At 62.3% G+C, this 24,774-nt stretch carries 23 protein-coding genes and 2 pseudogenes; 13 read left to right on the plus strand and 12 right to left on the minus strand.

The window, feature by feature from the left end; genetic code table 11:
* Nucleotides 1-314 precede the first annotated feature (314 nt).
* A complete protein-coding gene (locus JQ572_RS00005; RefSeq protein WP_211380957.1) occupies nucleotides 315-623 on the minus strand; it encodes a hypothetical protein in 309 nt (102 codons plus the stop codon).
* 211 nt (nucleotides 624-834) lie between these two features.
* Here JQ572_RS00005 and JQ572_RS00010 point away from each other — a divergent pair, with 211 nt between their 5' ends.
* Both JQ572_RS00010 and JQ572_RS00015 read left to right on the plus strand, forming a co-directional pair.
* The gene (locus JQ572_RS00010; RefSeq protein WP_038944727.1) at nucleotides 835-1,527 is read left to right on the plus strand and encodes a Crp/Fnr family transcriptional regulator; all 693 of its coding nucleotides are present in this window, start codon (nucleotides 835-837) and stop codon (nucleotides 1,525-1,527) included.
* A 240-nt stretch (nucleotides 1,528-1,767) separates the two neighbouring features.
* Nucleotides 1,768-2,529, plus strand: a complete 762-nt coding sequence (locus JQ572_RS00015; RefSeq protein ID WP_211380958.1) for an IS5 family transposase — start codon at nucleotides 1,768-1,770, stop codon at nucleotides 2,527-2,529.
* Nucleotides 2,530-2,572: 43 nt separating this feature from the next.
* Here the strand turns inward: JQ572_RS00015 and JQ572_RS00020 are convergent, their stop codons facing one another.
* From JQ572_RS00020 to JQ572_RS00045, 6 genes are all read right to left on the minus strand, one after another.
* A complete protein-coding gene (locus tag JQ572_RS00020; protein WP_211380959.1) occupies nucleotides 2,573-4,447 on the minus strand; it encodes an alpha-amylase family glycosyl hydrolase in 1,875 nt (624 codons plus the stop codon).
* On the minus strand, nucleotides 4,444-6,909 hold the full coding sequence (locus tag JQ572_RS00025) for a 3-keto-alpha-glucoside-1,2-lyase-like domain-containing protein (RefSeq protein WP_211380960.1): 2,466 nt from the start codon (nucleotides 6,907-6,909) through the stop codon (nucleotides 4,444-4,446). The genes JQ572_RS00020 and JQ572_RS00025 overlap by 4 nt, the downstream gene beginning before the upstream one ends.
* Nucleotides 6,910-7,083: 174 nt before the next feature.
* Nucleotides 7,084-7,584: a GlcG/HbpS family heme-binding protein gene (locus JQ572_RS00030; RefSeq protein WP_211380961.1), complete on the minus strand. Its 501-nt coding sequence runs from the start codon at nucleotides 7,582-7,584 to the stop codon at nucleotides 7,084-7,086.
* A 27-nt stretch (nucleotides 7,585-7,611) separates the two neighbouring features.
* Nucleotides 7,612-8,274 (minus strand): hypothetical protein, encoded by a 663-nt coding sequence (locus tag JQ572_RS00035; RefSeq protein ID WP_249128780.1) that lies wholly within the window; start codon nucleotides 8,272-8,274, stop codon nucleotides 7,612-7,614.
* Nucleotides 8,275-8,301: 27 nt separating this feature from the next.
* Nucleotides 8,302-9,204 carry a DUF1259 domain-containing protein gene (locus JQ572_RS00040; protein ID WP_211380962.1) on the minus strand — a complete coding sequence of 301 codons (903 nt, stop codon included), beginning with the start codon at nucleotides 9,202-9,204 and terminating at the stop codon, nucleotides 8,302-8,304.
* Between the two features lie 15 nt (nucleotides 9,205-9,219).
* On the minus strand, nucleotides 9,220-9,453 hold the full coding sequence (locus JQ572_RS00045; RefSeq protein WP_211380963.1) for a PepSY domain-containing protein: 234 nt from the start codon (nucleotides 9,451-9,453) through the stop codon (nucleotides 9,220-9,222).
* Between the two features lie 589 nt (nucleotides 9,454-10,042).
* Between JQ572_RS00045 and JQ572_RS00050 the strand changes: the two genes are divergently transcribed.
* From JQ572_RS00050 to ku, 4 genes and pseudogenes are all read left to right on the plus strand, one after another.
* Nucleotides 10,043-11,077, plus strand: a complete 1,035-nt coding sequence (locus JQ572_RS00050; protein WP_211380964.1) for a Cj0069 family protein — start codon at nucleotides 10,043-10,045, stop codon at nucleotides 11,075-11,077.
* 3 nt (nucleotides 11,078-11,080) lie between these two features.
* The gene (locus JQ572_RS00055) at nucleotides 11,081-11,677 is read left to right on the plus strand and encodes an ABC transporter ATP-binding protein (RefSeq protein ID WP_211380965.1); all 597 of its coding nucleotides are present in this window, start codon (nucleotides 11,081-11,083) and stop codon (nucleotides 11,675-11,677) included.
* A complete protein-coding gene (locus JQ572_RS00060; RefSeq protein ID WP_211380966.1) occupies nucleotides 11,674-12,480 on the plus strand; it encodes an ABC transporter permease in 807 nt (268 codons plus the stop codon). Before JQ572_RS00055 ends, JQ572_RS00060 begins: the two co-directional genes overlap by 4 nt.
* 163 nt (nucleotides 12,481-12,643) lie before the next feature.
* A pseudogene (gene ku / locus JQ572_RS00065) lies at nucleotides 12,644-13,365 on the plus strand (non-homologous end joining protein Ku); the annotation flags it as partial.
* 125 nt (nucleotides 13,366-13,490) lie between these two features.
* Here the strand turns inward: ku and JQ572_RS00070 are convergent.
* Together JQ572_RS00070 and mhpA are read right to left on the minus strand one after the other, a co-directional pair.
* Nucleotides 13,491-14,336 (minus strand): fumarylacetoacetate hydrolase family protein, encoded by an 846-nt coding sequence (locus tag JQ572_RS00070; protein WP_211380967.1) that lies wholly within the window; start codon nucleotides 14,334-14,336, stop codon nucleotides 13,491-13,493.
* Nucleotides 14,333-15,871, minus strand: a complete 1,539-nt coding sequence (mhpA, locus tag JQ572_RS00075) for a bifunctional 3-(3-hydroxy-phenyl)propionate/3-hydroxycinnamic acid hydroxylase MhpA (RefSeq protein ID WP_211382362.1) — start codon at nucleotides 15,869-15,871, stop codon at nucleotides 14,333-14,335. The genes JQ572_RS00070 and mhpA overlap by 4 nt, the downstream gene beginning before the upstream one ends.
* Nucleotides 15,872-16,077: 206 nt before the next feature.
* Here mhpA and JQ572_RS00080 point away from each other — a divergent pair, with 206 nt between their 5' ends.
* Nucleotides 16,078-17,226, plus strand: a complete 1,149-nt coding sequence (locus tag JQ572_RS00080; protein ID WP_211380968.1) for an ABC transporter substrate-binding protein — start codon at nucleotides 16,078-16,080, stop codon at nucleotides 17,224-17,226.
* Between the two features lie 222 nt (nucleotides 17,227-17,448).
* On the opposite strand, the gene JQ572_RS34925 is transcribed toward JQ572_RS00080, so the two are convergent.
* Nucleotides 17,449-17,814: a hypothetical protein gene (locus JQ572_RS34925; protein ID WP_249128920.1), complete on the minus strand. Its 366-nt coding sequence runs from the start codon at nucleotides 17,812-17,814 to the stop codon at nucleotides 17,449-17,451.
* 123 nt (nucleotides 17,815-17,937) lie between these two features.
* On the opposite strand from JQ572_RS34925, the pseudogene JQ572_RS34930 reads away from it, so the two are divergent.
* Nucleotides 17,938-18,183 (plus strand): annotated as a pseudogene (locus tag JQ572_RS34930) (cytochrome P450); the annotation flags it as partial.
* Nucleotides 18,184-18,250: 67 nt separating this feature from the next.
* Complete coding sequence (locus tag JQ572_RS34935) at nucleotides 18,251-18,424, plus strand: hypothetical protein (protein ID WP_249128921.1); 174 nt, start codon at nucleotides 18,251-18,253, stop codon at nucleotides 18,422-18,424.
* Here JQ572_RS34935 and JQ572_RS00090 read toward each other — a convergent pair.
* A complete protein-coding gene (locus JQ572_RS00090) occupies nucleotides 18,421-19,212 on the minus strand; it encodes a DNA-binding transcriptional regulator (protein ID WP_211380969.1) in 792 nt (263 codons plus the stop codon). The two genes, JQ572_RS34935 and JQ572_RS00090, sit on opposite strands and share 4 nt — an antisense overlap.
* A 158-nt stretch (nucleotides 19,213-19,370) precedes the next feature.
* Between JQ572_RS00090 and JQ572_RS00095 the strand changes: the two genes are divergently transcribed.
* Nucleotides 19,371-20,354 (plus strand): VOC family protein, encoded by a 984-nt coding sequence (locus JQ572_RS00095; protein WP_211380970.1) that lies wholly within the window; start codon nucleotides 19,371-19,373, stop codon nucleotides 20,352-20,354.
* 218 nt (nucleotides 20,355-20,572) lie between these two features.
* Here the strand turns inward: JQ572_RS00095 and JQ572_RS00100 are convergent, their stop codons facing one another.
* On the minus strand, nucleotides 20,573-22,120 hold the full coding sequence (locus tag JQ572_RS00100) for a hypothetical protein (protein WP_349630370.1): 1,548 nt from the start codon (nucleotides 22,118-22,120) through the stop codon (nucleotides 20,573-20,575).
* A 410-nt stretch (nucleotides 22,121-22,530) separates the two neighbouring features.
* Here JQ572_RS00100 and JQ572_RS00105 point away from each other — a divergent pair, with 410 nt between their 5' ends.
* From JQ572_RS00105 to JQ572_RS00115, 3 genes are all read left to right on the plus strand, one after another.
* Nucleotides 22,531-23,112 (plus strand): helix-turn-helix domain-containing protein, encoded by a 582-nt coding sequence (locus tag JQ572_RS00105; protein ID WP_211380972.1) that lies wholly within the window; start codon nucleotides 22,531-22,533, stop codon nucleotides 23,110-23,112.
* A gap of 40 nt (nucleotides 23,113-23,152) precedes the next feature.
* The gene (locus JQ572_RS00110; protein ID WP_211382363.1) at nucleotides 23,153-23,617 is read left to right on the plus strand and encodes a GNAT family N-acetyltransferase; all 465 of its coding nucleotides are present in this window, start codon (nucleotides 23,153-23,155) and stop codon (nucleotides 23,615-23,617) included.
* Between the two features lie 89 nt (nucleotides 23,618-23,706).
* Nucleotides 23,707-24,762 carry a LacI family DNA-binding transcriptional regulator gene (locus JQ572_RS00115; RefSeq protein ID WP_211380973.1) on the plus strand — a complete coding sequence of 352 codons (1,056 nt, stop codon included), beginning with the start codon at nucleotides 23,707-23,709 and terminating at the stop codon, nucleotides 24,760-24,762.
* Nucleotides 24,763-24,774: the final 12 nt, after the last annotated feature.

Below are 24,774 nucleotides of genomic sequence, written 5' to 3' on the forward strand. Positions count from 1 at the left end.
GACGTCCTTGCACGCCGGGCACTCAAACGTCCGGATATCGAAGCCAAATTGGCCGAGCGTAATCCGAGCCAGCACCGCTTCTGTTCGGCACGCTGGACATAGCGTTCGGGGATGGCGGAACATGTTGCACGCCTTGATCAGGCGGGAGCGTTACAGAACTCTCAGTCACCGGTAGTTGCCGTGGTGGGCGGTGATGGGACCCACTGTGGAACCGCCGCTGGGCTCGGCGCTGGTCAGTAGTGCTCACATGCCAAAGGAAATTAACGTGTCGTTAGTGAGTTAGGTCGCCGCTAGATATCTACAGGCCGACTTCTTCAACACAATCGCCCAGAAGTGGACAGCCTGAGATCATCATTGGCGGGCGTCCCTGAGACGACGCCAAACCCCGTCAGCCATCGTCCGGGGCCAGCGTTCATTCCCGCAAGCACCCGGTCGCGCAAGACTGTGGGGCAACGTTCGCCGCGCTGGGCCAGCTCGATGACTCTCGTGGCGATGGTCTCGCGAGCCCGTGTGTCGCCGTTGATATGAAGGTAATGGCAGACTTCCTCACAAGCCAGGGACATCGCCTCAATATCGTTCGGCTCGAACACGCCCGCTGATAAGAACGGAAGGATGACACCCATAATTCAGCTCCTCTGTTACTGGGACGCCTCTTGGTTCGGCATCTCCATAACGAACGAGTCTGCGCACATTTGGAGCCGAAATCTGAGCTTTAGTGCTCACCTGGCCGCCGGGGACACGTGCCACTACACTGCCACCGACATCCGGGCCGGGTTTTCCTGATGTTCGGTTTGCCCTAGAATGTAAGCCAGTTGATAATTAAAGGCGGGAAGCGTGGCCAAGGCAACGAAGAAGCAGCCCTTCGACGTCCAGGAGTTCCTCCACACCGTGGCCTCGGGGAGGACCGTTTCAAACTATCGGAAGAATCGGAAGGTCTTCTCTCAGGGAGACCCCGGTGATGCGGTCTTCTACATTCAGGAGGGCAAGGTCAAGGTCTGCGTCGTCTCCGAGCAGGGCAAGGAGGCGGTCGTCGCGCTCCACGGAAATGGGGACTTCTTCGGTGAGAGCTGCCTAAATGGGCATCCGCTGCGGGTGGCGACGGTCGTAACGGTGACGGAGTGCGTCATCATGCGGCTCGAAAAGGCAGCTATCGTGCGTGTGCTCCATGACGAGCCGAAATTCTCTGAGATGTTCATGGCTCACCTGTTGTCTAGGAACGCCCGAGTCGAGGAGGACTTGGTCGACCAACTTTTTAATTCCAGTGAGAAGCGTCTGGCGAGGGTGCTCCTCTTGATGGCGAACTTCGGCAAGGAGAGTAAGCCCGAGCCGGTCATAGCGAAGATAAGCCAGGAGACACTCGCGGAGATGGTCGGGACCACCAGGTCGCGCGTCAGCATGTTCATGAACAAGTTCCGCAAGCTTGGGTTCATCAAATACAACGGATCACTGGAGGTCCATAATTCCCTGCTGAACGTGGTCTTGCATGACAGTCCTCACCTAAGAAAGCGTGCCGAAAAGGAAAAATGAATTGAACCTGCTCGGACGTTGCCCCTCTGGTCTAGCTGCCGCACCAGCGTGGGGTCATCTAGCCGGCTTGTGAACCTGACAGCCTCACGACCGCTCTGGGTCATTTTCGACGCATTTGGCAGGGATTGAGGACTGGTTGATGTCCGCTCATGTCCGTAAGCGCCGTACCAAGAGCGGGCCAGGAGAGTTGCGTTTGGCCGGACTGCCGTGATTCAAGCTCCCGAACTGGGGACTCGAATCATGCGCTACGAACTCGCCGACCATGAATGGACTGCCATCAAGCCGATGCTGCCGAACAAGCCGCGTGGCGTTCCTCGGGTGAACGACAGACGGGTCCTGAATGGCATCTTCTGGGTCCTCCGATCAGGAGCACCCTGGCGTGATCTGCCGACGGCGTTTGGCCCATACACCACTTGCTACAACCGTTTCGTTAGGTGGCGGCGGGCAGGTGTTTGGGGCCGCATCATAGAAGCGCTTGCCACTGCCCATGATGCCGCTGTCCAAATGATCGACACCTCCATTGTCCGCGTGCATCAGCATGGAGCCTGCATCACAAGGAACCAGCGCCAATCGATGGGAAGGTCCCGCGGCGGCTTGACGAGCAAAATCCATGCGGTGGTCGATGGCAATGGTCTGCCGGTACGGCTGGCGCTGAGCCCGGGTGAGGCCCATGACGTTCGACTCGCCGGAAAACTGCTGTCTCGTCTGAAATCCGGGTCGATGCTGCTTGCTGACCGTGGCTATGATGCGGACTGGATCAGGGAGCTTGCCATGAAGAAGGGCGCGTGGGCCAACATCCCGCCGAAAAGCAATCGAAGCGATCCGATCTGCTTCAGCCCCTATCTCTATCGTGCTCGCAACCAGGTCGAGCGGTTCTTCAACAGGATCAAACAATGTCGTCGGGTGGCGACGCGCTACGATAGGCTCGCTGCCAACTACCTCGCATTCGTTCAACTCGCGTCAATCAGACTATGGCTGCGCCTTAATGAGTCCGCGTCCTAATATCGACCCTGCCGTGAACTGGGCGTAAGGGCAGTCGCCGGGCCTACATCAGCGTCCAGATCCGTCCATAATGAGACGGGATATCTAGATCTACTTGCCGGAGCGAAAGCACGTTTCTCAGGTCGAGAGCGCCGCCATGCAGCTCTTCGACGTAGTTGCCGGCCATTGGAAACCAGAAGGGGATGGTCCGGTCGGTGTCGCTGAAATTGACAGCAACCAACGTGTACTGGGCGCCTGCGTAGCGCGCGAACAGCAGAACTCCGAACTGCTGATAGCGATCCCAATCGTTGAAGAAGAAGTACGTGCCCTGACGAATGTGGTCGCGTTGCCGCCGGATCCGCAGCAGCCTGCGGATCAGGCTCACGATCGGTCGGCCGGACTCATCGTAGAAGAAATCCCATCGCATCGGCCGCAGCAGCGAGACCCGGCCCATTCCAAAGTCGGGCAGAAAGTAGTTTTCGGCGAATTCCTCGCCTTGCCAGAGCATCGGAATGCCCTTGCTCATCAGCAGGCAGATCAAATAGGGCTGCAGCATGTACCAAAGCGTCCGGTCGCCCTCGGCGAACAGCGGATTGCCGGCTTCGTCGGGATTGGAGGTCCCGAAATTGCAGAGGAAGCGTTCGTGATCGTGGTTCTCGACGTATTGAAGCGCAGTCTTGGGGATCTCGTCGCCATTGACAGTCTCCCGGTCGGGGTAGCCGAAGAGGCCCAGCTGCAGACCGAGGTCGGCGAGCCGGCCGTGATCCCCATGGGCAACCGCGCGCGCAGCGCCATAGGTGCCGTTCTGCCAGGTGCAGTTGGAATAGGTCGAGCGCAGCACGTCCTCCGGGGCTTCGAGCTGTTCGGCCATTTGCACCAGCGTCAGCGGCTTGCCCGCCCCTGCGTCGAAGCGGCTCCAGTAGGGGCGACCTGCCGCGATGTTCGCCTTGGTCAGTTGGTGCGTCTCATAGACGAGGCTCGCATAGCCCACGCCCATCGGCCCGTCCCAGTAGTTCGGGACGCAGTCGTAGCGGAAGCCGTCGATGTGATAGACCTCGAGCCAATGGTGATTGGCGGTGAAAAAGAAGTCCCGCGTGATATCCCGATTGAAATCCGTGCTCTTGCCGAAATTGCTGAAGAAGTCCTTCGCAAACGGCCCCATGAACGGATTGTCGAGGTACCGCAGCCGCGTGTAGGCGTCGTAGTACGGGAAATCTACCCCCGTATGGCCATAGACGACGTCCACGATCACCGCGATCCCGTGCTGATGGCAGATGTCGACCAGTTGCTGGAAATTCCACCGGTTGCCGAAGCGTTCGTCGACGCCGAAATAGCCGATCGGCAGATAGCCCCAGTCGACCGAGTTGCCGACGTTGGACAGCGGCATGATCTCGATGGCGTTGATACCGAGGTCAGCGAGGTAGGCGGCGAAACCGCGGGCTCGATTGAGGTCGCTGCCGAACTCGCCGATGTTCACCTCATAGAGGATAAGATCTGCCAGCGCCGGCGTCCGCCATCGCGCCTCGCCCGCACTCCAGGCGTAAGGCTCATAGCCCAGGGTGAAGGCGGACTGCTTGCCGACACCGAACTCGCGTGCGAAGGGGTCGATGATCCAGTCGAGCGTGCCTACGGTCGGATTCGTGATCGTGTAGCGATAGACGTAGCGGCCCGGATTGCCCCAGGCTGAGCCCGGCACTGCGGGCGGCGTGCCGGCGACGGGTACCGTGACCGACCAGAAGTCCCCATACGGCGGACGAACACTATGTGTAAGCTGGAACTCTCGAGCTGGAAACGCCTGGAGAAACTGATCTGCCTCATGAATGATCTTCACGGTGACGACGTTGCCGTCGGCCGCCGACACCCAGGGGAGCCACAGTCCGAACGTCACCGTTCCGTGTGTTTCGACGGCGCCCAATGATCCGAGTGGCATCAAAGTCATGCCACAGCGCCTTCCAGCGGCTTCCACTGGATGTTGCGAAAGAGCACTTGGCCCGTATGTGTCTGCAGGCCGATGAAGCGCGGGTCCTGCGCGGTCGACGGCAGACCGCGGCGCGGAGACTGCGGGTCGCCGGTGAAATGGAAGATGTTTACCGTCTGACCGTTCAGCACGACGGTGATGTCCGTACCATCGACGGTGATCTCATAGCTGTTCCATTCTCCGACGGGATGGACAGTCAGCGGACCCTCGGTCGGCCCCTTGAAGGAGTATACTGCACCTGTCCTGTGGATCGGTGCCTTGTCCGGTCGGGCCAATTCGTCGATCTGAATTTCGAAGCCGAAGTTGACGCCGACATAGGCCGTGTTGTCGTAGCCTTCGTTTCGAGGGTCGGGGAAGCCGATGAAGACGCCCGAAATGTCGTCGGGTGCCGTCATCATCCATTGCAGCCGCAGAACGTAGCGAGGAGGCGTGGGGCGCTTCAGCCAGAGCAGCCCGAGGTTCGTTCCCGTTCGCGCCTCGAGCACGCCGCGCCGGACGCGGAACGAGCCAGGGTCATTCCGACCGGGCTGGTTGCTGATTGTCGACATTGTCCAGTCGCCAAGAGTGGTACCATCGAATAGCGTCTCGAACCCCGCATCGGCCACGAAGGGTGGCGGCGCCATGATCAGGTCGCCCGTGCGGCGCGACAGCGCGATCCCGGTCAGCATGGGGTTGGGAGAGCCGATGCTCGGGAACAGCGCGGGGCCTGCCGCATACAAGTTTTCAGTGTGATGGAAGCGTCCGTTGCCATCGGTAACGCTCGCGGCCGGGTCGGTGCCCATCCAAAGCGTCCCGGCTTCATGATGCGTCGTCCCGAGCCCGTCCTGGTTGCTCTGGAGCACCTGCATCGGCTGCCCGTTCGCGAAGATGGCGGCGACCTTCTGCATTGTCGCATCCATAGCGGCCCAAAGATCGCGATCTCGCTGTGTCGGTGTTAGTGCAACCGATGCGCGACGAACCCCGTATTCGTCGGTGCGCGCGCTCAAATCGACCCGGCTTGGATGAGCGGCGGGATTGGCCGGATCGGCCGGCTCCATCTCTCCGAGGCCCCTGATTGCAATTGCGACATGCGTATCGGTCGAAGTCCGCAGTTGGTCGTAGAAGTCGACGTCCGGCACCTTTCGATAGAGTTCGTCCTCGCCGCCTATGGTATTGCCGCCGCCGCTCGCAGCAATCTGAAGGTGGAAGTGACCGATAAGGTCACCATTGGGGCGCGTCGCCCGGCCCTTCACGAACATGGCCGCGGTCTGCAGTTCGTTCACCGCCGACGAAAGCCCGGGAATCGCCGAGCGCGGCACGCGGATGACGATGTTCGAGCGAAGGTGAGCGATCAGGTTCTTGCCGATGAGCGGCAGGGTCGGAAGTCCGGCATCGAACGATGCCAGAGCGAGCCGCGCGTTCTCGATCGTGCCGAGCGCCATGATGACAGCACCGCCCGGAGCCAGGTCAATCGGGCCGCGGCTCGTCTCGATGCCGGAGATGCGCCATGTCCCTGCCGCGGTCGGCACGGAGCGCAGCGTCAGCACATGCGTATCGGGCAGCACCATGAATTCCTTGACGGAATCATTGCCGTTGGAGTCGCTCGCCGCGGTCCGGGCCGCCTTCATGAGCAGCGGAACGACGCTGAACTTGTTGAGCGGGAAGAACCCCGCATGTGGCGGGCGCGCCTGTACGGCAAGCGGCGCTTCGAGCTTTAGCATGTTCAGCAGGTCGTTTTGCGAAAGCCCGCCGCTTGACGACAGACCGAGCAACTGTGCGGGGTCCGCGCCAGGCTTCAGCAGCGGCGAGGGCGGGAGCGCGTCGAGCGTAACCGCCCCAGGCACGCTGGACAAATTATCGAAGAGCTGACGACGAAGCGCGTTCTGTAGTTCGCCGAAAATGAAGTCGTTCGCCTCGTCGACACCGATCTGCCGCGAACTCTCGTCGAAATAGCGGCAGTTCAGATCGGCTACGGTATTTGCCGGCCAACCCGACATCTCCTCGTCCAGCAGACGAGGCGACCAACCGCCCCAATAGAGTGATCGGCCTCCGAGTGTATACGCCAGTCCCTTGAAGGGAATGGTCGATTTCCAAGGAATGCCCCAAACCTCGTTGCGTGGCGGCTCAGGCTGCGGCAGGTTTTCGTCCAGAAAGAATGGATTGGCCGGATCGCCGAACCCCTGGATCCCCGTGTTCTGGACGTGCTCAGGAACGGTGAACAGCCCGGCGTCTACGACCAGTGTCCGCAATGCGCCGCCACTCTGCTTCTGTCGGAACCACAGATGCTCGGCGATAGCCGAGCCGAACGTACCGCCTCCCACGATGATGAAATCGAATGGTCGCCCGCCTGTGGATTTCCACGCATCAACCTCCGCTAGGTTGTTGCAGAGGTAGCGGCCTTGGATGTCTTTGGTGAACGAGGTCCTCTCGGTGGTGATCGCCATTGCCCGCCTCCTGGTGCAATCCTCGAACTCGACTTCCTCTTAGGGCACGATCTCCTTCAACCTAAAATGAGCTAGTTCACAGATTGCTCTTACTTTTAGCGCCGCAGCGGGAGGGCCCTCGCTGGCGATTCGGTCGAGTTCCAATCTAGGTACTGGAACCGCTCGATACTCAGGTCAGAACTCCAGCCTGTCGCGGATGGCGTCGATACCGTCCCTCGCGCATGCTTCGTCGGCGTCGCCACCCGGAGCTCCGGAGACACCTACCGCTGCGACCAGCGAGCCGGTGGCTTCGACCACCAGTCCCCCTCCTATGATGACTACTCCAGGAAGATGGCGAACGCCCGCCTGCATCATGCCGGGTTGACTGATCGCATTGAGCTCAGTCGTACTGGTCCTGAACGACGCGGCCGTCCAAGCCTTGCCTGCCGCCGTTGGCGGTGTGTGAGGACCTGCAAAGCGATCACGCAGCATTACTTGCGTCACGCCGAAACGATCAACCACGGCGACCGCGACTTGGAATCCCCGGGAGCGGCAGCTGTTCAACGCGGCGCGTGCGAGATCGAATGCCAACTCTGGAGTTAGTGATTTGTAGGCGACCAAGTTTTCGTCTGCCCGCAGCGGGCAGACGGAAGCGATCACCAAGGCAGTCGCGACCATCAGGGGTCGAGAGTTCATCGTTATCTCCGGCAACGGGACAGGGACCTATTTGACCTCACCATACGTCAGATCATCAAACAGGGTCACGCTATCCGCCTTGGTCCACAGGCCGATCATGCCCGATTGGGATATTGTGGCGTCCTCCACATCGAACAACTGCCGTCCGTCGTACGTCACCCTGAACCGCGTTCCTGTGAAATCGCAGCGCAGCACGTGCCACTGGCCGGAGGCCACGGGCGCTTTCATGCCATATCCGCCTTTGCGACCTACGATATCCAGAGACGTTCGAACGCCGTTGAGCGTCTTGTAGAGCACGACATTGTCCTCCAAAGCGTTTGCCCGGACGACGTAGTAGTTGTCGGCGTCCTTCGCGCGCCAGATGAGTCCCGCAGCGCGATCCTCGGAGCCGGCGACCGCCTTGAATTTCACCTCGACGAAGCCGTCGCGGATGACGGTACCCATTTGGAGCGCCACTGGGAAAGTCGCCCTGCCGGATTGCTTGAGGACGTTCGGCTTGCTCGGCGCCGTGTGGTCTGGCTCAACGGTCCAGTTCGCCTCTCCCCGGCCAGTCATCGTGAGGATCCAACCTTCAGGCGACGTTCCCGCGGGAGCGTCATCGAAATTCAAGGTCTGAGCCACGGCGGACGCTCCCATCAACGAGATCGACATGAACGCTAGGGCGAGCAGCGGCTTGGCCCGGTAGGACATCGGATCGCCTCCTTTGCGATTTTCGCCTCAGTTCTTCGTGCTCGCCGTCTTGTCCAGTGCAGCGCGCAAGCCTTCGGCAAGCCGGATCGCGCCGTCATTCGCCCAAAAGTGCATGAAGAACAGCCTCGGCTGCTCATCGAGCATGTGACTGTGCAGCGCCGTCACCTCGATGCCGTGCGTCTGGAGCGCCACGATGACGGGGTTGACCTCGTCGGCCGTCAGCACGAAGTCGCCCGTGATGGCGGACTTCCCGCCCCCGGTCGGCTGGAAATTGATGCCGATCGCCACGCCCATCGGGCCGACGGGCGTCAACGGCGTGCCGTCTTGCGTGATCGGGTCGAGCCGCTTCACGTTGAACTGGTAGACGCCGCCGTTTGCTTGGCCTTTAACGCCGATGATCTGGTCGAGCTTCGCCGTATCGAGGTCCACGGCGGGCGGTGGGCTCGCGGGGGCCGCGATAGTCAGCGGCGTCGTGCTCTCGGCCAGCGCATCATGGATCGCCGAGGCCAGCTTGAGGGGGTCGCCGTGACCGGCCACGTGCATGTAGAACGTCGCCGGGCTCGCGCGCAGCAGATGATTGTGCACGGCTGTGATTTCGAGACCGCTCGCGATCATCTTCGCCATCACAGGGTTAATTTCGGTCTCGAGCAGCACAAGGTCCCCCATGACCATGGCGCCACCGTGCCCAGGTTTGAAGGCGACCCATCCGCCAAGCGCCAGTGAAGGCTTGATCGTCACGCCGTCCAGGGTCACCGAAAGGTCGCTACGTGGGAAGCCGTAGCGGTGGACGTCATCGGAGACCGCAGCCTTCCGGCCGAGGGTCTCGTCGACCTTTTGCCAATCGATCGCTTGCGCGCGTGCCATGTAGACGAAAGGCAGGTAGGCGAGAACGAGGCCGATCACGATGAGGGGCCAGACTGCGCGTTTCATCGTACTCCCTCCACCTCAGTTTCGTTCTTTGATCTGGCCGCTGCTGTCAATGACGAGCGTCACCGGCTTGCCGTCCTTCACCGCCTTGGCGGTGATGCCTTCGGCGGTCGATTTGACGTCGGTTACCTGCGAGTAGCCGGCCGCCTGGATCTTGGCGACAAGCTCGTCTTGGGTAAGGGCGCGGGAAGGCGCGAGTCCCGCCGCAAGGGTCACGATTATCGCTACCTGATAGATCATCGATGTTCGCATGTCTGATCTCCTGGTTGTCCCAGCCCCAGAAGTAGTCCCGCATCCGGCCTCACCTGACCTTGTTGGCCGGACCATCGTGCGATCCCCTGATCGTGTCGCGGCAACCTCGGTCGTGTAGGAAGAGACCTGGGTTCACCCGCTCGATGGCGTCGTCGAACATGCGCGAAGCGCAGCGCGAAGCCGCGAGCTGGCCCAGCGTCGGCGCGGCCGCCGAGCCTAACAATCGAGATAGTTTGTCGGGTGAAAGGTAGGTGTACAATGCTGACATGCTGCGCCCTTGGTGATCAGGACGCGATTCTTGAGCATGACGCCTCGCGGGGAGATCGCATATCCCCGTCACGCGACTAAAAACTCACTCGGCCAGGCTGTCAACCCGCGATCGCTCGGGCGCGTGAAACCGAACGTCACGAAAATTTCACCGCCGTCCGGAACGGAAGCGACCTCTTCCCTGCGTCAACACGCCAGTCAAGAAAGCCGCCGCTTGAAGGATCCTCGCGATATCACGTAGACTGCCTGGGCGGGATTAAGCAGACTCCCGGCGAGACTTCGGTCCAAGCTCTGCGCAGCACGCAACACGTGGAGCTTGCGCATGGACACCGAAAAACACTCTTCTGCCCGACGCACGGTAGCCATCCTCTCGCGAGGAGACGCCGCCGCGCGTCGAGATGCCACCCCGAAAAGCGGTCGCTTCGTCGACGTCTTCGATGCGCTTGCCGCCGTCGGCGTCAAAGGGCGCCCCGTGATCTACGACGAGAGCTTCGCAGACGCCGTCCGCGAACAGCTGCTCGCGGTTGACGGCGTACTCGTCTGGGTCAACCCTATCCAAGACGGTCGGAACCGGGCCGGTCTCGATGCCCTGCTGCGCGACGTCGCCGCGCAAGGCGTTTGGGTAAGCGCTCATCCGGACGTCATCCTCAAGATGGGCACCAAGGAGGTCCTCTATCGCACCCGCTCCATGGGCTGGGGAAGCGACACGGCGCTGTACCAAACCGCCGCTGCGATGCGCGCGGAGCTGCCGGCGCGGCTCGCCTCCGGCCCGCGCGTGATCAAGCGCAACCGGGGCAACGGTGGCCGGGGCGTCTGGAAGGTCGAGAAGCTGCCGACCTCATCCATGATCAGGGTGCTGGACGCGACCAAAGACACGCCCGAGGAACTGACGCTGGACGATTTTCTCCGCCGCTGTGCGGAGTATTTCGAGAACGGCAGTGTGGTCGACCAAGCTTTCCAGCCCCGCTTAGATGAGGGCGTCGTGCGTTGTTACATGGCCGGCAACCGATGCACCGGCTTCGGTCACCACAAGGTCAAAGCCCTGGTGGAGACGCCGACAGCGCGTGCCGGGGCCGGCCCGCGGCTCTACACGTCAAACGCCGACCCTCGCTTTCAGCGGCTGCGGCGGCTGATGGAGAACGAGTGGACGCCGCAGCTGATCTCGTTGCTGGATATCGCGCGAAGTGACCTGCCAGCCATCTGGGATGCGGACTTTATGCTCGGTGCTGTCCAGTCCGACGGGAGCGACAGCTACGTACTCGGCGAGATCAACGTGAGCTCGGTGCATCCGTACCCGATCGAGGCACCGGCGGAGATCGCCCGTCGGATTGCCGATCGCTTCCAGCTCAAGCTTTGACGCATGCTGACGGTCAGCAGGCTCAAGCGCTTGCACATCTCAGTGTCATTCGATCTGCAGGACGGCGAATGCGTCGCCCTGCAGGGACCATCCGGCGTCGGGAAGACCTTGCTGCTTCGCTCGATCGCGGACCTCGACCCCAACGAAGGGGCGGTCAAGCTTGACGGAACGCCTAGGGAGTCTATGCCCGCCCCCACCTGGCGAAAGCGAGTGACCTATCTCGCCGCCGAGCCGGGCTGGTGGTCCGACATCGTGCAGGAGCACTTCACGGCCTGGGATGATGCGCTACCGCTGGTCATGCGTCTTGGCCTTCCAGACGACTGCGGACCTTGGCCGGTTCAGAGACTTTCGACGGGCGAGAGACAGCGATTGGGGCTTGTGCGGGGGCTGATGCTGCGGTCGCGCGTCCTGCTACTGGATGAGCCGACTTCGGCGCTCGACTCGGCATCCGCCGCCGCCGTCGAGGCTTTGATTGCCGAACGTGTCGCGGATGGAACGAGCGTCATCTGGAGCACCCATGATGACGCTCAAGCGCGACGTGTCGGATCAAGGATATTCGCGATGAGCCCTGACGGCTGCATCAAGGAAAGCCGGCAGTGACGTACATTCAGCTTTCGTACGGCGATCTGATCCTACCCGCGCTCCTTGTCGTCATGGATGGCGTCCTCTCGCTTGTTCTCCGCCTCAAACTTGAGAAGCAACTGGCCATCGCGACCGTTCGGATGGTCGTTCAGCTCGTTCTCGTCGGATACGTGCTGACGTTCCTGTTTGCCGCGGTCTCGCCGATCTGGACCGCACTCGCCGCGTTCATCCTGGTTCTCTTCGCCTCGCGGGAAATCGTCGCGCGGCAGAAGCGGCGTCTTACGGGCGTCTGGAAATACGGCCTGGGAGCGACATGTACGCTACTCGCTGCCGGTACCGTCACGATGTTCGCGCTCCTGACCGAGTTACGCCCCGATCCTTGGTACCATCCGCGCTATGCGCTGCCTCTGCTGGGCATGATGTTGGGCAACACCATGACCGGAATAAGCCTTGGCCTGGACGTGCTGACGAACAGCTTGGTGCGCGAACGGGCCGCCGTAGAAGCTTGTCTGGCACTAGGCGGCACCCGACACCAAGCAATGCTGCCGATCATACGGGACGCCTTGAGAAGTGGGTTTATGCCGATCATGAACAGCATGGCGGCGATCGGCCTCGTTTCTCTGCCCGGGATGATGACTGGCCAGATCCTTGCCGGCGTCGAGCCGGTCGATGCGGTCAAATATCAATTGCTAATCATGTTCCTGATCGCCGGCGGCACCGGCCTGGGAACGCTGGCGGCCGTCCTGGGAGGCGCTCGCCTGCTTACCGACCATCGACACCGGCTACGTCTCGACCGCATAGACGCCGGGAAGTCCGGATAGAGCAACGGTCAGGGCGACCGGCGACCTCAAGCGTCTCGAAATCGTCCGAGATTGACGGCCGAAATGGCCGTCGCGGTGGTACACAACGGTGGTCACAAAATCCGGCCGGGCTTTTCGGGAATCCTTGTTTTTCGGCTGTTTTCGGGCAATCGCGGCATAGGGGATGGGAGTCCCACTCTCTCCGCCATTGAAAGGATTTCTGAGGCTCTCGCTCGTCACCTGCCCGGTGGCGCTGTACCCGGCGACCTGGGAGAGCGAAAGATCTTCTTCAACCAGCTGAACCGGGCGACCGGTCATCGCATCAAGTACCTGAAGCTCGATGCCGACACCGGCGACGAGGTCCCCCAACGAGGACATCGTCAAGGGCTACAAGGTCGACACCGATACGTTCATTGAGGTCACCAAGGAGGAACTCGAGAACGTCGCCCTGGTCTACTCGGACGATCGAGATCGACGAGTTCGTCGACCGCAGCGAGATCGACCCGCGTTTCCTGATCCGCCCCTACTACCTCATGCCCGACGGCAAGGTCGGTCACGATGCCTTTGCGGTAATCCGGGAAACGATCCGCGAGATGGAGAAGGTCGCGATCGGGCGCGTGGTGCTGACCAACCGCGAGCACATCATCCCGCTGGAGCCACTCGACAAAGGCCTGATGGGGACGCTACTGCGCTACCCGTACGAAGTCCGCGATCCGGCCGAATATTCGACGAGATCCAGGACGTCAAAGTCACCCAGGACATGCTCGATCTCGCCCGGCATATCGTCGAGCAGAAGGCCGGCAACTTCGAACCCGACAAGTTCGAAGACCGGTACGAAACCGCTCTGGTCGATCTCATCAACGAAAGCCGGCCGGCAAGCCGATTACGCCGAAGGAGCGCCCGCGGCGCCTCGAAGCATTAGAGACACGTTTGCGAAAATCGGATGAAGTATGGCCGCTTGGTTCAGTAGCGTGCTCCCACCCGATCGCCGCGATGGTGCCAGCCGTTCGCTTCCTCAACTCGGCGGATGCCTACTCGGCTATCACTGAATTCTGGAGGACGCCAATCCCAGATATCTCGACCTCGACGGTGTCACCGGGCTTCATCCACAGCGGCGGCGTGCGTTTTAAACCAACGCCGCCCGGCGTGCCCGTCACGATGACGTCGCCGGGGACCAGGGGGCAGATGGCGGAGATGTAGGCGATCAGCTCGGGGATCGCGGTGATCAACAGATCGGTCGTGGCGTTCTGCACCACGGTGCCGTTGAGGCGGGTCTGGAGCGTGAGCTTCGATGGATCGGGGATTTCGTCAGCTGTCACCAGCCAGGGGCCGAAACTGCCGCTGTTGGCAAAAGTCTTACCCGACAGAAACTGGCTGGTGTGACGCTGCCAGTCGCGTATGCTTCCTTCGTTGTAGCAGGCATAACCGGCGACATGATCGAGCGCCCGGTCTGCCGGGATATGTCGGCCCTCCTTGCCGATGACCAGCGCGAGTTCGCCTTCGTAGTCGAAATTGTCGCTGACCTTCGGCCTAACGATCGGCTGCATGTGGCCGACCTGACTGCAGGCGAAGCGCGCGAACAGCGCCGGCTTCTCGGTGACGGTCCGCCCAGTCTCGGCGACGTGGTCCCGGTAATTGAGACCGACGCAGATGATCTTGCCGGGGTCCAGGATGACCGGTGCGAAGGCGATCTTGTCGACCGCATGCTCGGGGACGTTGGCTGCGATCAGTTCAGCGGCCTCGGCGACGCGGTTGGTTTCGAGCAACTGCCGCAGCGAGGTGCAACCGGACATGCGCGTGGCAAGATCGACGATGCCGTTGTCTTTGATGGCGCCAAAGGAGGCGCGGCCGTCGGCGATGAAAGAAAGCAGCTTCATGGGATATCCTCGGGAATGTGTTCAGGCCGCGAAGGCACGTGGATTGGAAGGATGACGGCGGCGGCGAGCCGGTCGAGCTCCCCGTCGTTACTGGCGGCGCCGACCACGTAGCGGTCGGGTCGGACGAGGGCGGCCCTGAGGCCCTTGTCGCGCAACCAGGTGCCGACGCCGGCGGCTGCGTCGCCGGTGAGCATCGACACGCCGTTCTCGCCGAACGCGCGTTGCAACGGCCGGGGGATGGCGCCGGCGGACTCGGTGAGAAGGACGTAAGCGTAACCGATGGCGTCGTCGCTTCGTCGGCCATCGTGCAGCGTGAATTGTGGCGCGAGATGTCCGGCCATTGGTAGATCCGACAGCGCAAGCCCGGGGCCGAGCAGGGGCTTCTTCACCTCGAGTTTGACCGGCGCGTTCTCGCGTGCTTGGCCGGCGGCGAGGCCGGCTTCGACCGCCTTGGTGTTGATCAAGCCGCCGAGCCGAATGGCCAGCTCGACGAACTCGCGGACGTGCGGCTGGCGCTCGCTCTGATAGGTGTCGAGCAGGCGCGCGTCGGCATGGCCGCTTAGGATGGCGCTGAGCTTCCAGGCAAGGTTTGCGGCATCGCGGATACCGGCGCACATGCCCTGCCCTAGGAAGGGCGGGGTCTGGTGGGCTGAATCGCCGGCGAGGATCAGGCGGCGGTCGCGCCATTGCTGCGCGATGGTGGAGTGGAAAGTGTAGACCGCGGCGCGCTCAAGCTCAGCGTCCTCGGGCGTGATCCAGCGCGACAGCAGCTCCCAGACCTTTGTCGGCTGGGCGACGCCCTGCGTATCCTCGTCGGGTAGAACCGTGATCTCCCAACGGCGGCGCGTGCCGGTGCCGCGCACATAGGTGGCGGGCCGCCGGGGGTCGCAATGCTGCAGGCTGTAGTCGCCGAGATCGTCGCGGTTTCGCTTGAGCAGCACGTCGACCACGAGCCATCGCTCGTGAAACCCGAGATCGTCCATGCCGGATCCGATGAAGCGGCGCACCAACGAACGGGCGCCGTCACAACCGATCACATAGCGGGCGCGGACCTCGGTGAGCTGCCCGTTCGAGAGATCTTCGTAGCGCACCCGCACGCCGGTCTCATCCTGGTCGAGCGCGAACACGTCGCAACGGTTGCGTGTTGCCACGTGAGGCCAACGTTGCAGGCCGCCGATCAGCACTTCCTCCAGATCCGGCTGGTGAAAGCGGTAGCTAAGGTTCCAGCCCAGCGGAGTTAGTGTCAGGGGCCGCGACCAATCCAGCAGCATGCGGCCGTCGGCGTCGAGAAAGAGCATGCCAGGACTGACGATTACGTGGGGCAGGATCGCCTCAGCCAGGCCGATGGCTTGGAACACGCGCATGCATTCGTCGTCGAAGTGCACCGCGCGCGGAAGATGATACGCACGAGCCTCGCGCTCCAGCACCAGCGTCCTGACTCCGCATAGGCCGAGCAGATTGGCGAGCGTGGCCCCGACGGGGCCACGACCGATGATCACGACATCATAGCTCTGGAAGGCACACCCATCCTGCATGACTCCATCTGTTTCCCAGCCGTCCGCCACCTTCAAGGTCGTGTCGCCAAGTGTCCGCACATCGGACGAGCCCATCCAGCGGCCGTTTGTCCGCCAGCCGGACAAGTTGGCGATAATGCTACGCGCAAGCATTCCGGTTTCGCTAGGGAGAAAGCAAAGCCAATAAGGCTGATCTGCCGAGGCAGTCCAAAGCGGAGGAAACGACGATGCTGCGATCCGTGCTGCGTGCATGCCTTGTGATGCAATTGTTCGCTGCGCCGAGCTTTGCCGCCGACATCAACGTTGGAATCATTCTGTCGGCGACGGGTCCCGCTGCAGCCATCGGCAACGCCGAGCGCAACGGAACAGCCTTCGGTCCCACCGAAATCGGGGGGAAAAAAGTCAATTACTTGTTCCTTGATGAGGCTTCGGATGCTACGGCCGCCGTTTCTGCGCTGCGCAAGCTGCACGAGGAAAGCAAAATTGACCTACTGATCGGGCCGACTACGACACCCGCCTCCTTCGCGGTGATCGAGCCAGCGGTCGAGTATAAGCTGCCCATGATCACCCTGGCGCCCGTCAACGCGCTGGTTGCGCCAGTCGACGCCAGGCGGCGTTGGGTGTTCAAGACCACGACCAACGACGATCATGAAGCGACGCCATTGTTCGCCAACATGAAGAAGTCCGGGGTGAAGAAGCTGGCTCTGATCGGTTTCGGCGATTCCTACGGCGATGCCTGGAGCAAGGTCAGCGCCAAAATGGCCAAGGCCGCCGACATCGAGCTCGTCGCCAACGAGAAGTATGCACGGACCGACACCACGGTTGTGGGACAGGTGCTGAAAATCGTAGCAGCCGGTCCGGATGCAGTACTGATCGCGGCGTCAGGCGCGCCAGCCGCCCTTCCGCTGTTGCAATTGCGCGAGAAAGGATATGAGGGCCAGATCTACGGCACGCTAGGCGCGACGTTCGGCGACTTCCGGAAGCTCACCAGTGCGCAGGGCGATGGGATCTTCTTCCCGCTGAGCCCCGCCGTCGGGGCCGCGTCCTTCCCCGACGACTATCCTGCGAAGAAGTCCGCGCTGGAATTCATCCGGCAATACGAGGCGAAGTTCGGGGCGGGAAGTCGGAACATCTTCGCGGGGTCGTCCTACGACGCCTTGCTTCTGCTCGAGAAGGCCGCTCCCATGGCTCTGAAGACCGCCGAGCCAGGCACGCCGGAATTCAGAGAGGCTCTGAGATCCGCGATCGAATCCTTGAACGGCGTTGCGGGGTCGCGGGGTGTCTACAATTACGGACCCGATGATCACACCGGACTGGATCAAAGCGCACTGGTTCTAGGCAAGCTCGAAAAGGGCGAGTGGACCGCGGTCCGCTGATACGCGCATGCAAGCGGACAGAAGGTCATGAACATAGCCCATTTGGATGTGCCTACCTACGACGTCGATCTCTACAGTGACGAGGTTCTTCGTGATCCTTATCCTCACTACCGAAGGCTCAGGGAGCTCGGCGCCGCCGTCTGGCTTCCGCGACACGATCTCTACGCCATCGGCCGCTTCGACGAGGTCCGAGCGGCCTTGCGGAACCCAACCGTCTTCTCGTCAGCGGATGGCGTCGCAGCCAACGGCAATGTCAACGAAATGTCGCGAGGTACGACTCTCGCGAGTGATGCGCCTTTGCACGATCGGCTCCGGGCGATCATCGGCGCTCCCCTGTCGCCGCGATCCCTCGAGGAGATCGGTCCTCAGATCCGGGCAGAAGCAAGGCGGCTCGTCGATGACCTCCTGGAACGGAAGCAATTCGATGCTGTGACAGATCTGGCGCAGTACTTGCCCCTTACGATCGTGTCGAAGCTGGTCGGTCTCGAAGATTATGGGCGCGGCAGCATGCTCAGGTGGGCGTCGGCAACGTTCAACGTGCTCGGCACGATGAACGAGCGAGGCTGCGCCGCCATGGCGGATATACATGAGATGCGCTCCTACCTCGGCGTCCCCGATATTCGCGAACGATTGCGGCCTGGGAGCTGGGGCAGACGGATCTTCGAGGCCGCCGATCGTGGCGAAGTCGAGCCGGAGCGTTGTCCTGTCCTGATGCGGGATTATCTCGGCCCCAGCCTGGACACGACGATCTTTGCGACGGCTAACCTGATCCTGCTGTTCGGCAGACATCCGGATCAATGGCAGCTGGTCCGTGAAGATCCGAAGCTGATCCCAAGCGCCATCAACGAAGCGCTGCGCCTGGTGTCTCCAATTCGCGGCTTCACGCGTTGTGTCAGCTCGAACGCAACCGTCACGGATGTGCTCATTCCGGGCGGAAGCCGGGCGCTGCTGCTGTACGCGTCGGCCAATCGTGACGAGCGGAAATGGCAAGATCCGGAGCGGTTCGATGTGCGCCGGCGCGCCAATGACCACCTCGGTTTTGGAAACGTGTGCCGGCCTGCATCTGGCTCGTCTCGAAATGACGGCTCTCTTGGAAGTGCTGGTCGAGAAGGTGCGCAGCTTCGATATCGGCGAGCCGGTGCTCGCCTTGAACAACGTGCTACGCGGTCTGGCTTCTCTGCCCGTACGGGTGAACTAGCCGTTGATCGGAATTTCGGCCGCCGCCTTGCGCATGGGAATCAAGAACTGCGAAACGGCCTCCTCCAAGGACAGGGCGGAACGGATCCAGATGATCGAAATACAGCCGAAGACAGCCTCCTCTCGAACGATCGGCACGGCGATCGAGGCGGTCTTGGGGTTGTATTCGCCCTCATTGCGGACTGCGTAGCCACGCTCACGGGTCTCGGCGATCATGCGTTCGAGCCAGTTCCCCCCAAGAAATGGGCGATCTTCCACCTCGTCGATCCGCCGCAAGTGATTGACGATCAAGTCTCGCTCGCGCGCCGCTGAGGCTGCCAGGTACGCCCGACCGGCCGATGTCCGCAAGATGGGCAGGCGTTTGCCAATCATGCCGCGGTCGATCGACATGGGGCTACGGGAATGGGTGGTCTCCTGGACCACCATTGCGGCGTTCTCGTAGGTGGAAAGGTCGACGGGCCAGACCAGGGCCTTGCTCAACTCGCCGAGATAAGGCGCCGCCGCCTGGCAGATCACGACGCTCGGATCGTAACCGTCGCCAAGACTGGAGGCCAGCCGTGTCACGCGAAAGCGGTCGTCGCTCGCTGAGCGAGCCACATAACCGAGCTCTTCGAGGGTCTCGAGCAGCCGGTAGACGGTCGGCCGGGGGAGGCTAAGTGCACGTGCCACGTCGGCAGCCCTCATGCCGCCGGACCTATTTACCTCGGTGAGGACGTCGAGACCGCGCTTGAAAGCGCGTACACCCGCCGAGGCTTTCGGTTGCTCGTCGCGCGTCCGCTCCTTGGACAATTCAATTTCCTTCCTTGTGCCGGACGGTACGGAGCCTAACGTGTTGCAAACGCGAGGCGTCCGCAAAACTTAGTGTACGATCGCGGTGCGTCGGCATCAACCTCCGGCGAAGCCGCCGCGCGGCCAACAGACGCGATGAACACAATGGAGGAGCCTGGATGGAGATCTCCGCACTCGGCTATATCAGCATCGGCTCGTCGCAATTGGATCAGTGGAGTCACATGGCGACGAAGTTGCTCGGCATGCAGCAGGTCGATCGCGGCGGAAAGACGCGAGCGTTCCGGATGGATGACCGAAAGCAGCGTCTGATTGTCGACGCCGGCAACGACGCCGGTCTCACAGTGATGGGCTGGGAAGTTCCGACAGCCGCGGAGCTCGATCGTCTCGCCGCCAGGCTGGAAAGCCATGCCGTCGAAGTCACGCGCGGATCGCGCGCGCTGGCCGATGAACGCCATGTGCGCGAGTTGATCCAGTTCGCGGATCCCGCGGGCAACCGGCTTGAGGCGTTCTGCCAGCCGGCGCTCGCGACGGAGCCGTTCCGGCCAGGGCGGCCGATCTCCGGCTTTCGTACCGGCGCCCTCGGGATGGGACACGTGGTTCTGAACGTCGAAGACGTCGAGCCGCTGCTGCCATTCTATCGCGACGTGCTCGGCTTCCACGTCTCCGATTTCGGGCTCAAGCCCTACGGCCTATATTTCTTCCATCTCAACGGCCGCCACCACAGCTTCGCAATGGTAGGGTCGGGCCGGAAGGCGCTGCACCACTTCATGGTCGAGCTCGGTAGCCTTGACGACGTTGGGCAAGGCTATGATCTTGCGCAGCTGGATGACGGGCGGGTCGCCTACACCCTGGGGCGGCACACCAACGACCATATGACCTCGTTCTACGTCAACACGCCGTCTGGCTTCTTCGTTGAGTACGGATGGGGCGCTCGCGTCATCGATCCGGATACCTGGCAACCGCACGAGACGTTCAATGGACCGTCGCTCTGGGGGCATGAGCGCCTCTACATGCCCGATGAGCAGCGGAAGCGCCTACGCGACATGCGGATTGACGCGGCGGCACGCGGCGTACGTGCGCCCGATCCGATCGTGCCGCCCCTGAATTGCGCATGGTTAGATGCCGTGGTCGCTAGGGAGTAGGCCTCACCCCGCATCGCTACAATCGTTCGCGCCGCGACCAGTACGACGGCGTGCCAAGCTACGCATGTTGTCCGAGTGTGAAGAGGCGTCCAAGGTTGCCCCATCGCCGCTTGCTGGACCAATATTCTAGCTCGCCCATCGGTGTCGGCCCCTACCCCGATTTACACCCAGGCAGAGAATCCCACTCTCCACGCCAGCTGCGCGTGATCCGTTTGGAATCAGGCTGCGAGCTTGGCTTGTCGCAAGTCGCGAAACTTCTGCTTTTCCTTCTTATACGCCGCGAGAAGCGCTTTTACCCAGAGCGTCATGCCTTCCGCCTTCAACCCGATCCTTTGAGAGCGGTTGTAGTGCTGCTCGGTCACGGTCGCCATTCTTTCGCGTTCATCGACGCGGTCGTGGACCATCTTGTGTCCGAGTATCGCGGTGGCCGCTCCACCGAGGCGCCTGTCGTCGAGGAATGTCGTCATGGTCGTCCTGCACTCGTGCGGCGTCCAAGGCTCTATGCCATAGAGCGCGAACAGGTTGGGCCGCAGCTTCTTGGGCTTCGGTTTGGGACCAGGCTTGCCATTGCGCTGGGGCTTCTGCTTCACCGTATGGTCGTAGACGCGTCCCTGAAGTCGGTGCAGCAGAAGGTTCAGCGCGGACTGGCTGATGTGCGCCTCCGCATCGCGGCCGCTGAACATCCATTCCGATTCGCCTCCCGATTCCTTGTGATAGGCCGCTAGGATCCCCAATGCCTCCGGGGGGATAGGAAGCGAGAAGGGACGCCCTCCGTCGCGTCCGCCTTTCATCTCCTCTTCGGTCCAGTTCGCGATTTTCCATCCTCGCAGCTTGCGGTCCTTTCTGTCGGGATCGAAGAGGCGGTCGGCGCGCAACTGCAGAAGGCCGCCGGTTCTTTGCGCCGTCAAAGCGACCGCCCACAGCGCGCCCAACGTACCCGGATAGGTCTCATGTTCTCCCTCGGCAAGCTTCCGAAACTTCTCGGCGATCACCAGGGTGCGCGCGATTTCCTCGATGGTTGGAGCGTGGGTGCGTTTGCCCGAGGCGTATTCGAACGACCACCGGTGCCAGCACCCCACTTCGACGTCGTCCAGTCCGGAATCCGTTGCGTGGAATTTCCATGCCCACGTCAGCATGCTCTTCGATTGCGTGACGGCTCTGTTGACGGTCGACTTCTTATGAGTGGAAAAAATATTGTCTCGGAGACGCTCGAGGTCCCGCAGCTTGATCTCGCCAACCAACTTTTCGTTGACCGACGCATATTCATCGAGTTGCAGGAAGCGGGCGTACTTCTCGCGGTACCTGGCCTTCAGCTTCGGCAGCTTGTACTCGAGAAACTTCGCGGTCAGCGCCTTCCAAGTCCAGGTGACGCCAGTGTCGCCGGTTCGCTTCCGGTAGGCGAGCAGCGACGTTTCGTCGGCGAATTGATCCGCCGCTTCGTGGTGTCCCAGTTCATCCTTGTATTTCGAGGTGAGCGTCAGTCGCACCAGCTGGTCGACGAATTCGCGCAGATCACGCTTGCGCTTGGCGGCGAGGTTCGTCTGCCCGGCGAAATACCGGGCCTGGTCGAGATTGATTTCGGAAGCCGAGCCCAGCCTCAAAGTTATTTCACGACGGCGCACGTACCAGACGACCTTGCCCGGCGTGATGCGCAACGTCAGTCCCGTCGTTTTCTTATCGCGCCATTCGGCTACCTTGCCGGCCATTGCGCCGCTCGCGCTGTAGGAGATGGCGCTTTGGACGTCGTTCTCGTTCAACGACTTCACTTCTCGCTCGTAGACCGGACTTTTCGACATCCCACGCCCATACAACAATCGTACAAATGCAGCTTCCGAAACACCCGAAATGTTCTACGCTCGGAATATCGCCATAATACCGAAAAATTACTACATTTCAAAGATTTAGCTTTGCCTTGGTTAAAGCTTTTCACTCTCCGTTCTTCGCTTCCCAAGCTGCATACGAGGGTTCGATTCCCTTCGCCCGCTCCAAGCTCCTCCGAGATTTCCTTCCGATCGACCTGACAGGTGCAAGCGCACGTCGCGCAGCGCGCGAGATTCCAATATATTAGCCACGCGATGCCGGCGTTCTTCGCTGCGCGCGCTAAGCTCCTCTCGCCCGGCGGCTTGCGGCCCTCGTCGCTGCGGCACGTTCGGACAACGGCCACGACTTACAAGAAATGGACCAGCAAAAACTCGATCGCGCGATCGGTCGCCGCCTGAAGACGCTGCGGACGCAAGCGGGCATGACGCTGAACGAACTCGCAGGCCGCTCCGGCGTCAGCCGGGCGATGATCGGGCGGGTGGAGCGGGCGCAGAGCAGTGCGACGGCTGCGCTGCTCGGAAAGCTGTGTGCGGCACTCGACGTGTCTCTGAGCGATGTCGTCGCGCTGGCCGAGAAGCCGCCGGAGCGGCTGGTGCGTCTTGCCGACCAGCCGCACTGGCGCGATCCCGAGAGCGGCTATCGCCGCCGGCATGCTTCGCCGACGGACGCGGCGAGCGGCATCGAGATCATCGTCGTCGATCTGCCGGCCGGCGCGCGGGTGCCATACAGCCCGTGGGGCCGCAACGCCTTCACCCAGCAGCTCCTGATGCTGGAGGGCGCGATCGCCGTGCATATCGACGCCAAGGCGGTGCGGCTGCGCGAGGGCGATTGTCTCGACTTCGACGTGATGCGCGCGGTGATCTTCGAGAACGAGACCAAGCAGGACGCGCGCTACGTCATCATCACGCGCCGCGGCGCCTCCTACGGGAAGATGTGAGGATGCCGATGCGATATGAAATCCTCGAGTGAACCTGACGATGCAGATCCGCACCGGCGACACCTTTGATCCGCGCGTCATCGCACTGCTCGATCATCACGTCACGGCCGCGCGGGCGCAGACCGCGCCGGGCAGCGCCCACGCGCTGGACCTCTCCGGCCTGCGGGCGCCCGACATCGCGTTTTGGACCGGCTGGGACGGCGAGACGCTGGTCGCCGTCGGCGCGCTGAAGACGCTCTCGTCCGAGCATGGCGAGGTGAAGTCGATGCACACGCTCCAGACCACGCGCCGGCGCGGCTTTGGCGGCCGGATGCTCCGCCACATCATCACCGAAGCCCGTGTCCGCGGCTTGAAGCGCCTCAGCCTCGAGACCGGCTCGTGGGATTATTTCAAGCCGGCGCACGCGCTCTACCTGGCGCACGGCTTCGTCGCGTGCGGTCCATTCGAGGGCTATGTCGAGGATCGCAACAGTCTGTTCCTGACGCTCGACCTTGCAGCCGGGTAGGGCGGCCGGGCGCAACCCCGGCTCGAAATCGGCGATCCATCCCTCAAAATGAGTTGCGTACCTCAAAACACCTCTGCTAGCCTTCATCCATGGCCGACACTCTCACCGCAAGCGCGCTGACGCTGAAGGACATCGCCCGCCAGGCGGGCGTCAGCCTCGCCACGGTCGACCGCGTCCTGCACAACCGTCCGGGCGTGCGGCCGGACACGGTCCGGCGCGTCAGGGAGGCCATTGAACGCAACGCCTTCCAGCCGCACGTCGCCGCCGCGGAGCTCGCCCGCGGCCGCGCTCGCCGCTTCGCCTTCGTGATGCCGTCGGGGCCCAATCCGTTCATGCAGCAGATCGAGGCCTATCTCGGCGAGATGTCGGCCTGGCTCGCCGCCCGCCGCCTCGGCGTCGAGACGATCGCCACCGACGTGTTCGATCCGTCCGTGCTCGCAGCCTCGCTGACGGCGCTGGCGGACGATTACGACGGCGTCGCCGTGGTGGCGCTGGATCATCCGCGCGTCCGCGCCGCTATCGACGATCTCGTCGATGCCGGCACCAAGGTCGTGACGCTGGTCTCGGACGTGCCGTCGTCCCGCCGACACCATTATGTCGGCATCGACAACATTGCGGCGGGACGCACCGCCGGCGCGCTGGTCGGGCGGCTGGCCGGCGGGCGGTCCGGCAAGGTCGCGATCGTGGCGGGCTCGCAGGGTCTGCGCGACCATGCAGAGCGTATTTTCGGTTTCAACCAGGTGATGGCGGCGGAATTCCCTGGTCTCAGCGTGCTGCCGGTGCTGGAAGGGCGCGACGAGGACGAACGTTCCGGGCAGCTGCTGACGCGGCTGTTGGGCAGGCATGTTGACATTGTCGGCCTTTATAACGTCGGCGCCGGCACGCAAGGTGTCGCCAAGGCGTTGAGCGATCGGGCGTCGAGCGATGCCGGCCGCGACAAGGTCGTGTTCGTCGGGCACGACGTCACCGCGTTGACGCGGCGGCTGCTGTTGCAGGGCGTGATGGATGCGGCGATCTCGCAGAACCCCGGGCACGAAGCCCGCGCCGCCGTGCGCGTGCTGCTCGCGCTCGCCCGCGGCGAGCCGATCCTGCGCGAACAGGAGAAGATCAGGATCGACATCGTGATGCGGGACAATCTGCCCTAGCGGCAGCGCGAC

It is taken from the genome of Bradyrhizobium sp. SZCCT0153, assembly GCF_018129995.1.
GTDB classification, from domain to species: Bacteria; Pseudomonadota; Alphaproteobacteria; order Rhizobiales; family Xanthobacteraceae; genus Bradyrhizobium; species Bradyrhizobium japonicum_G.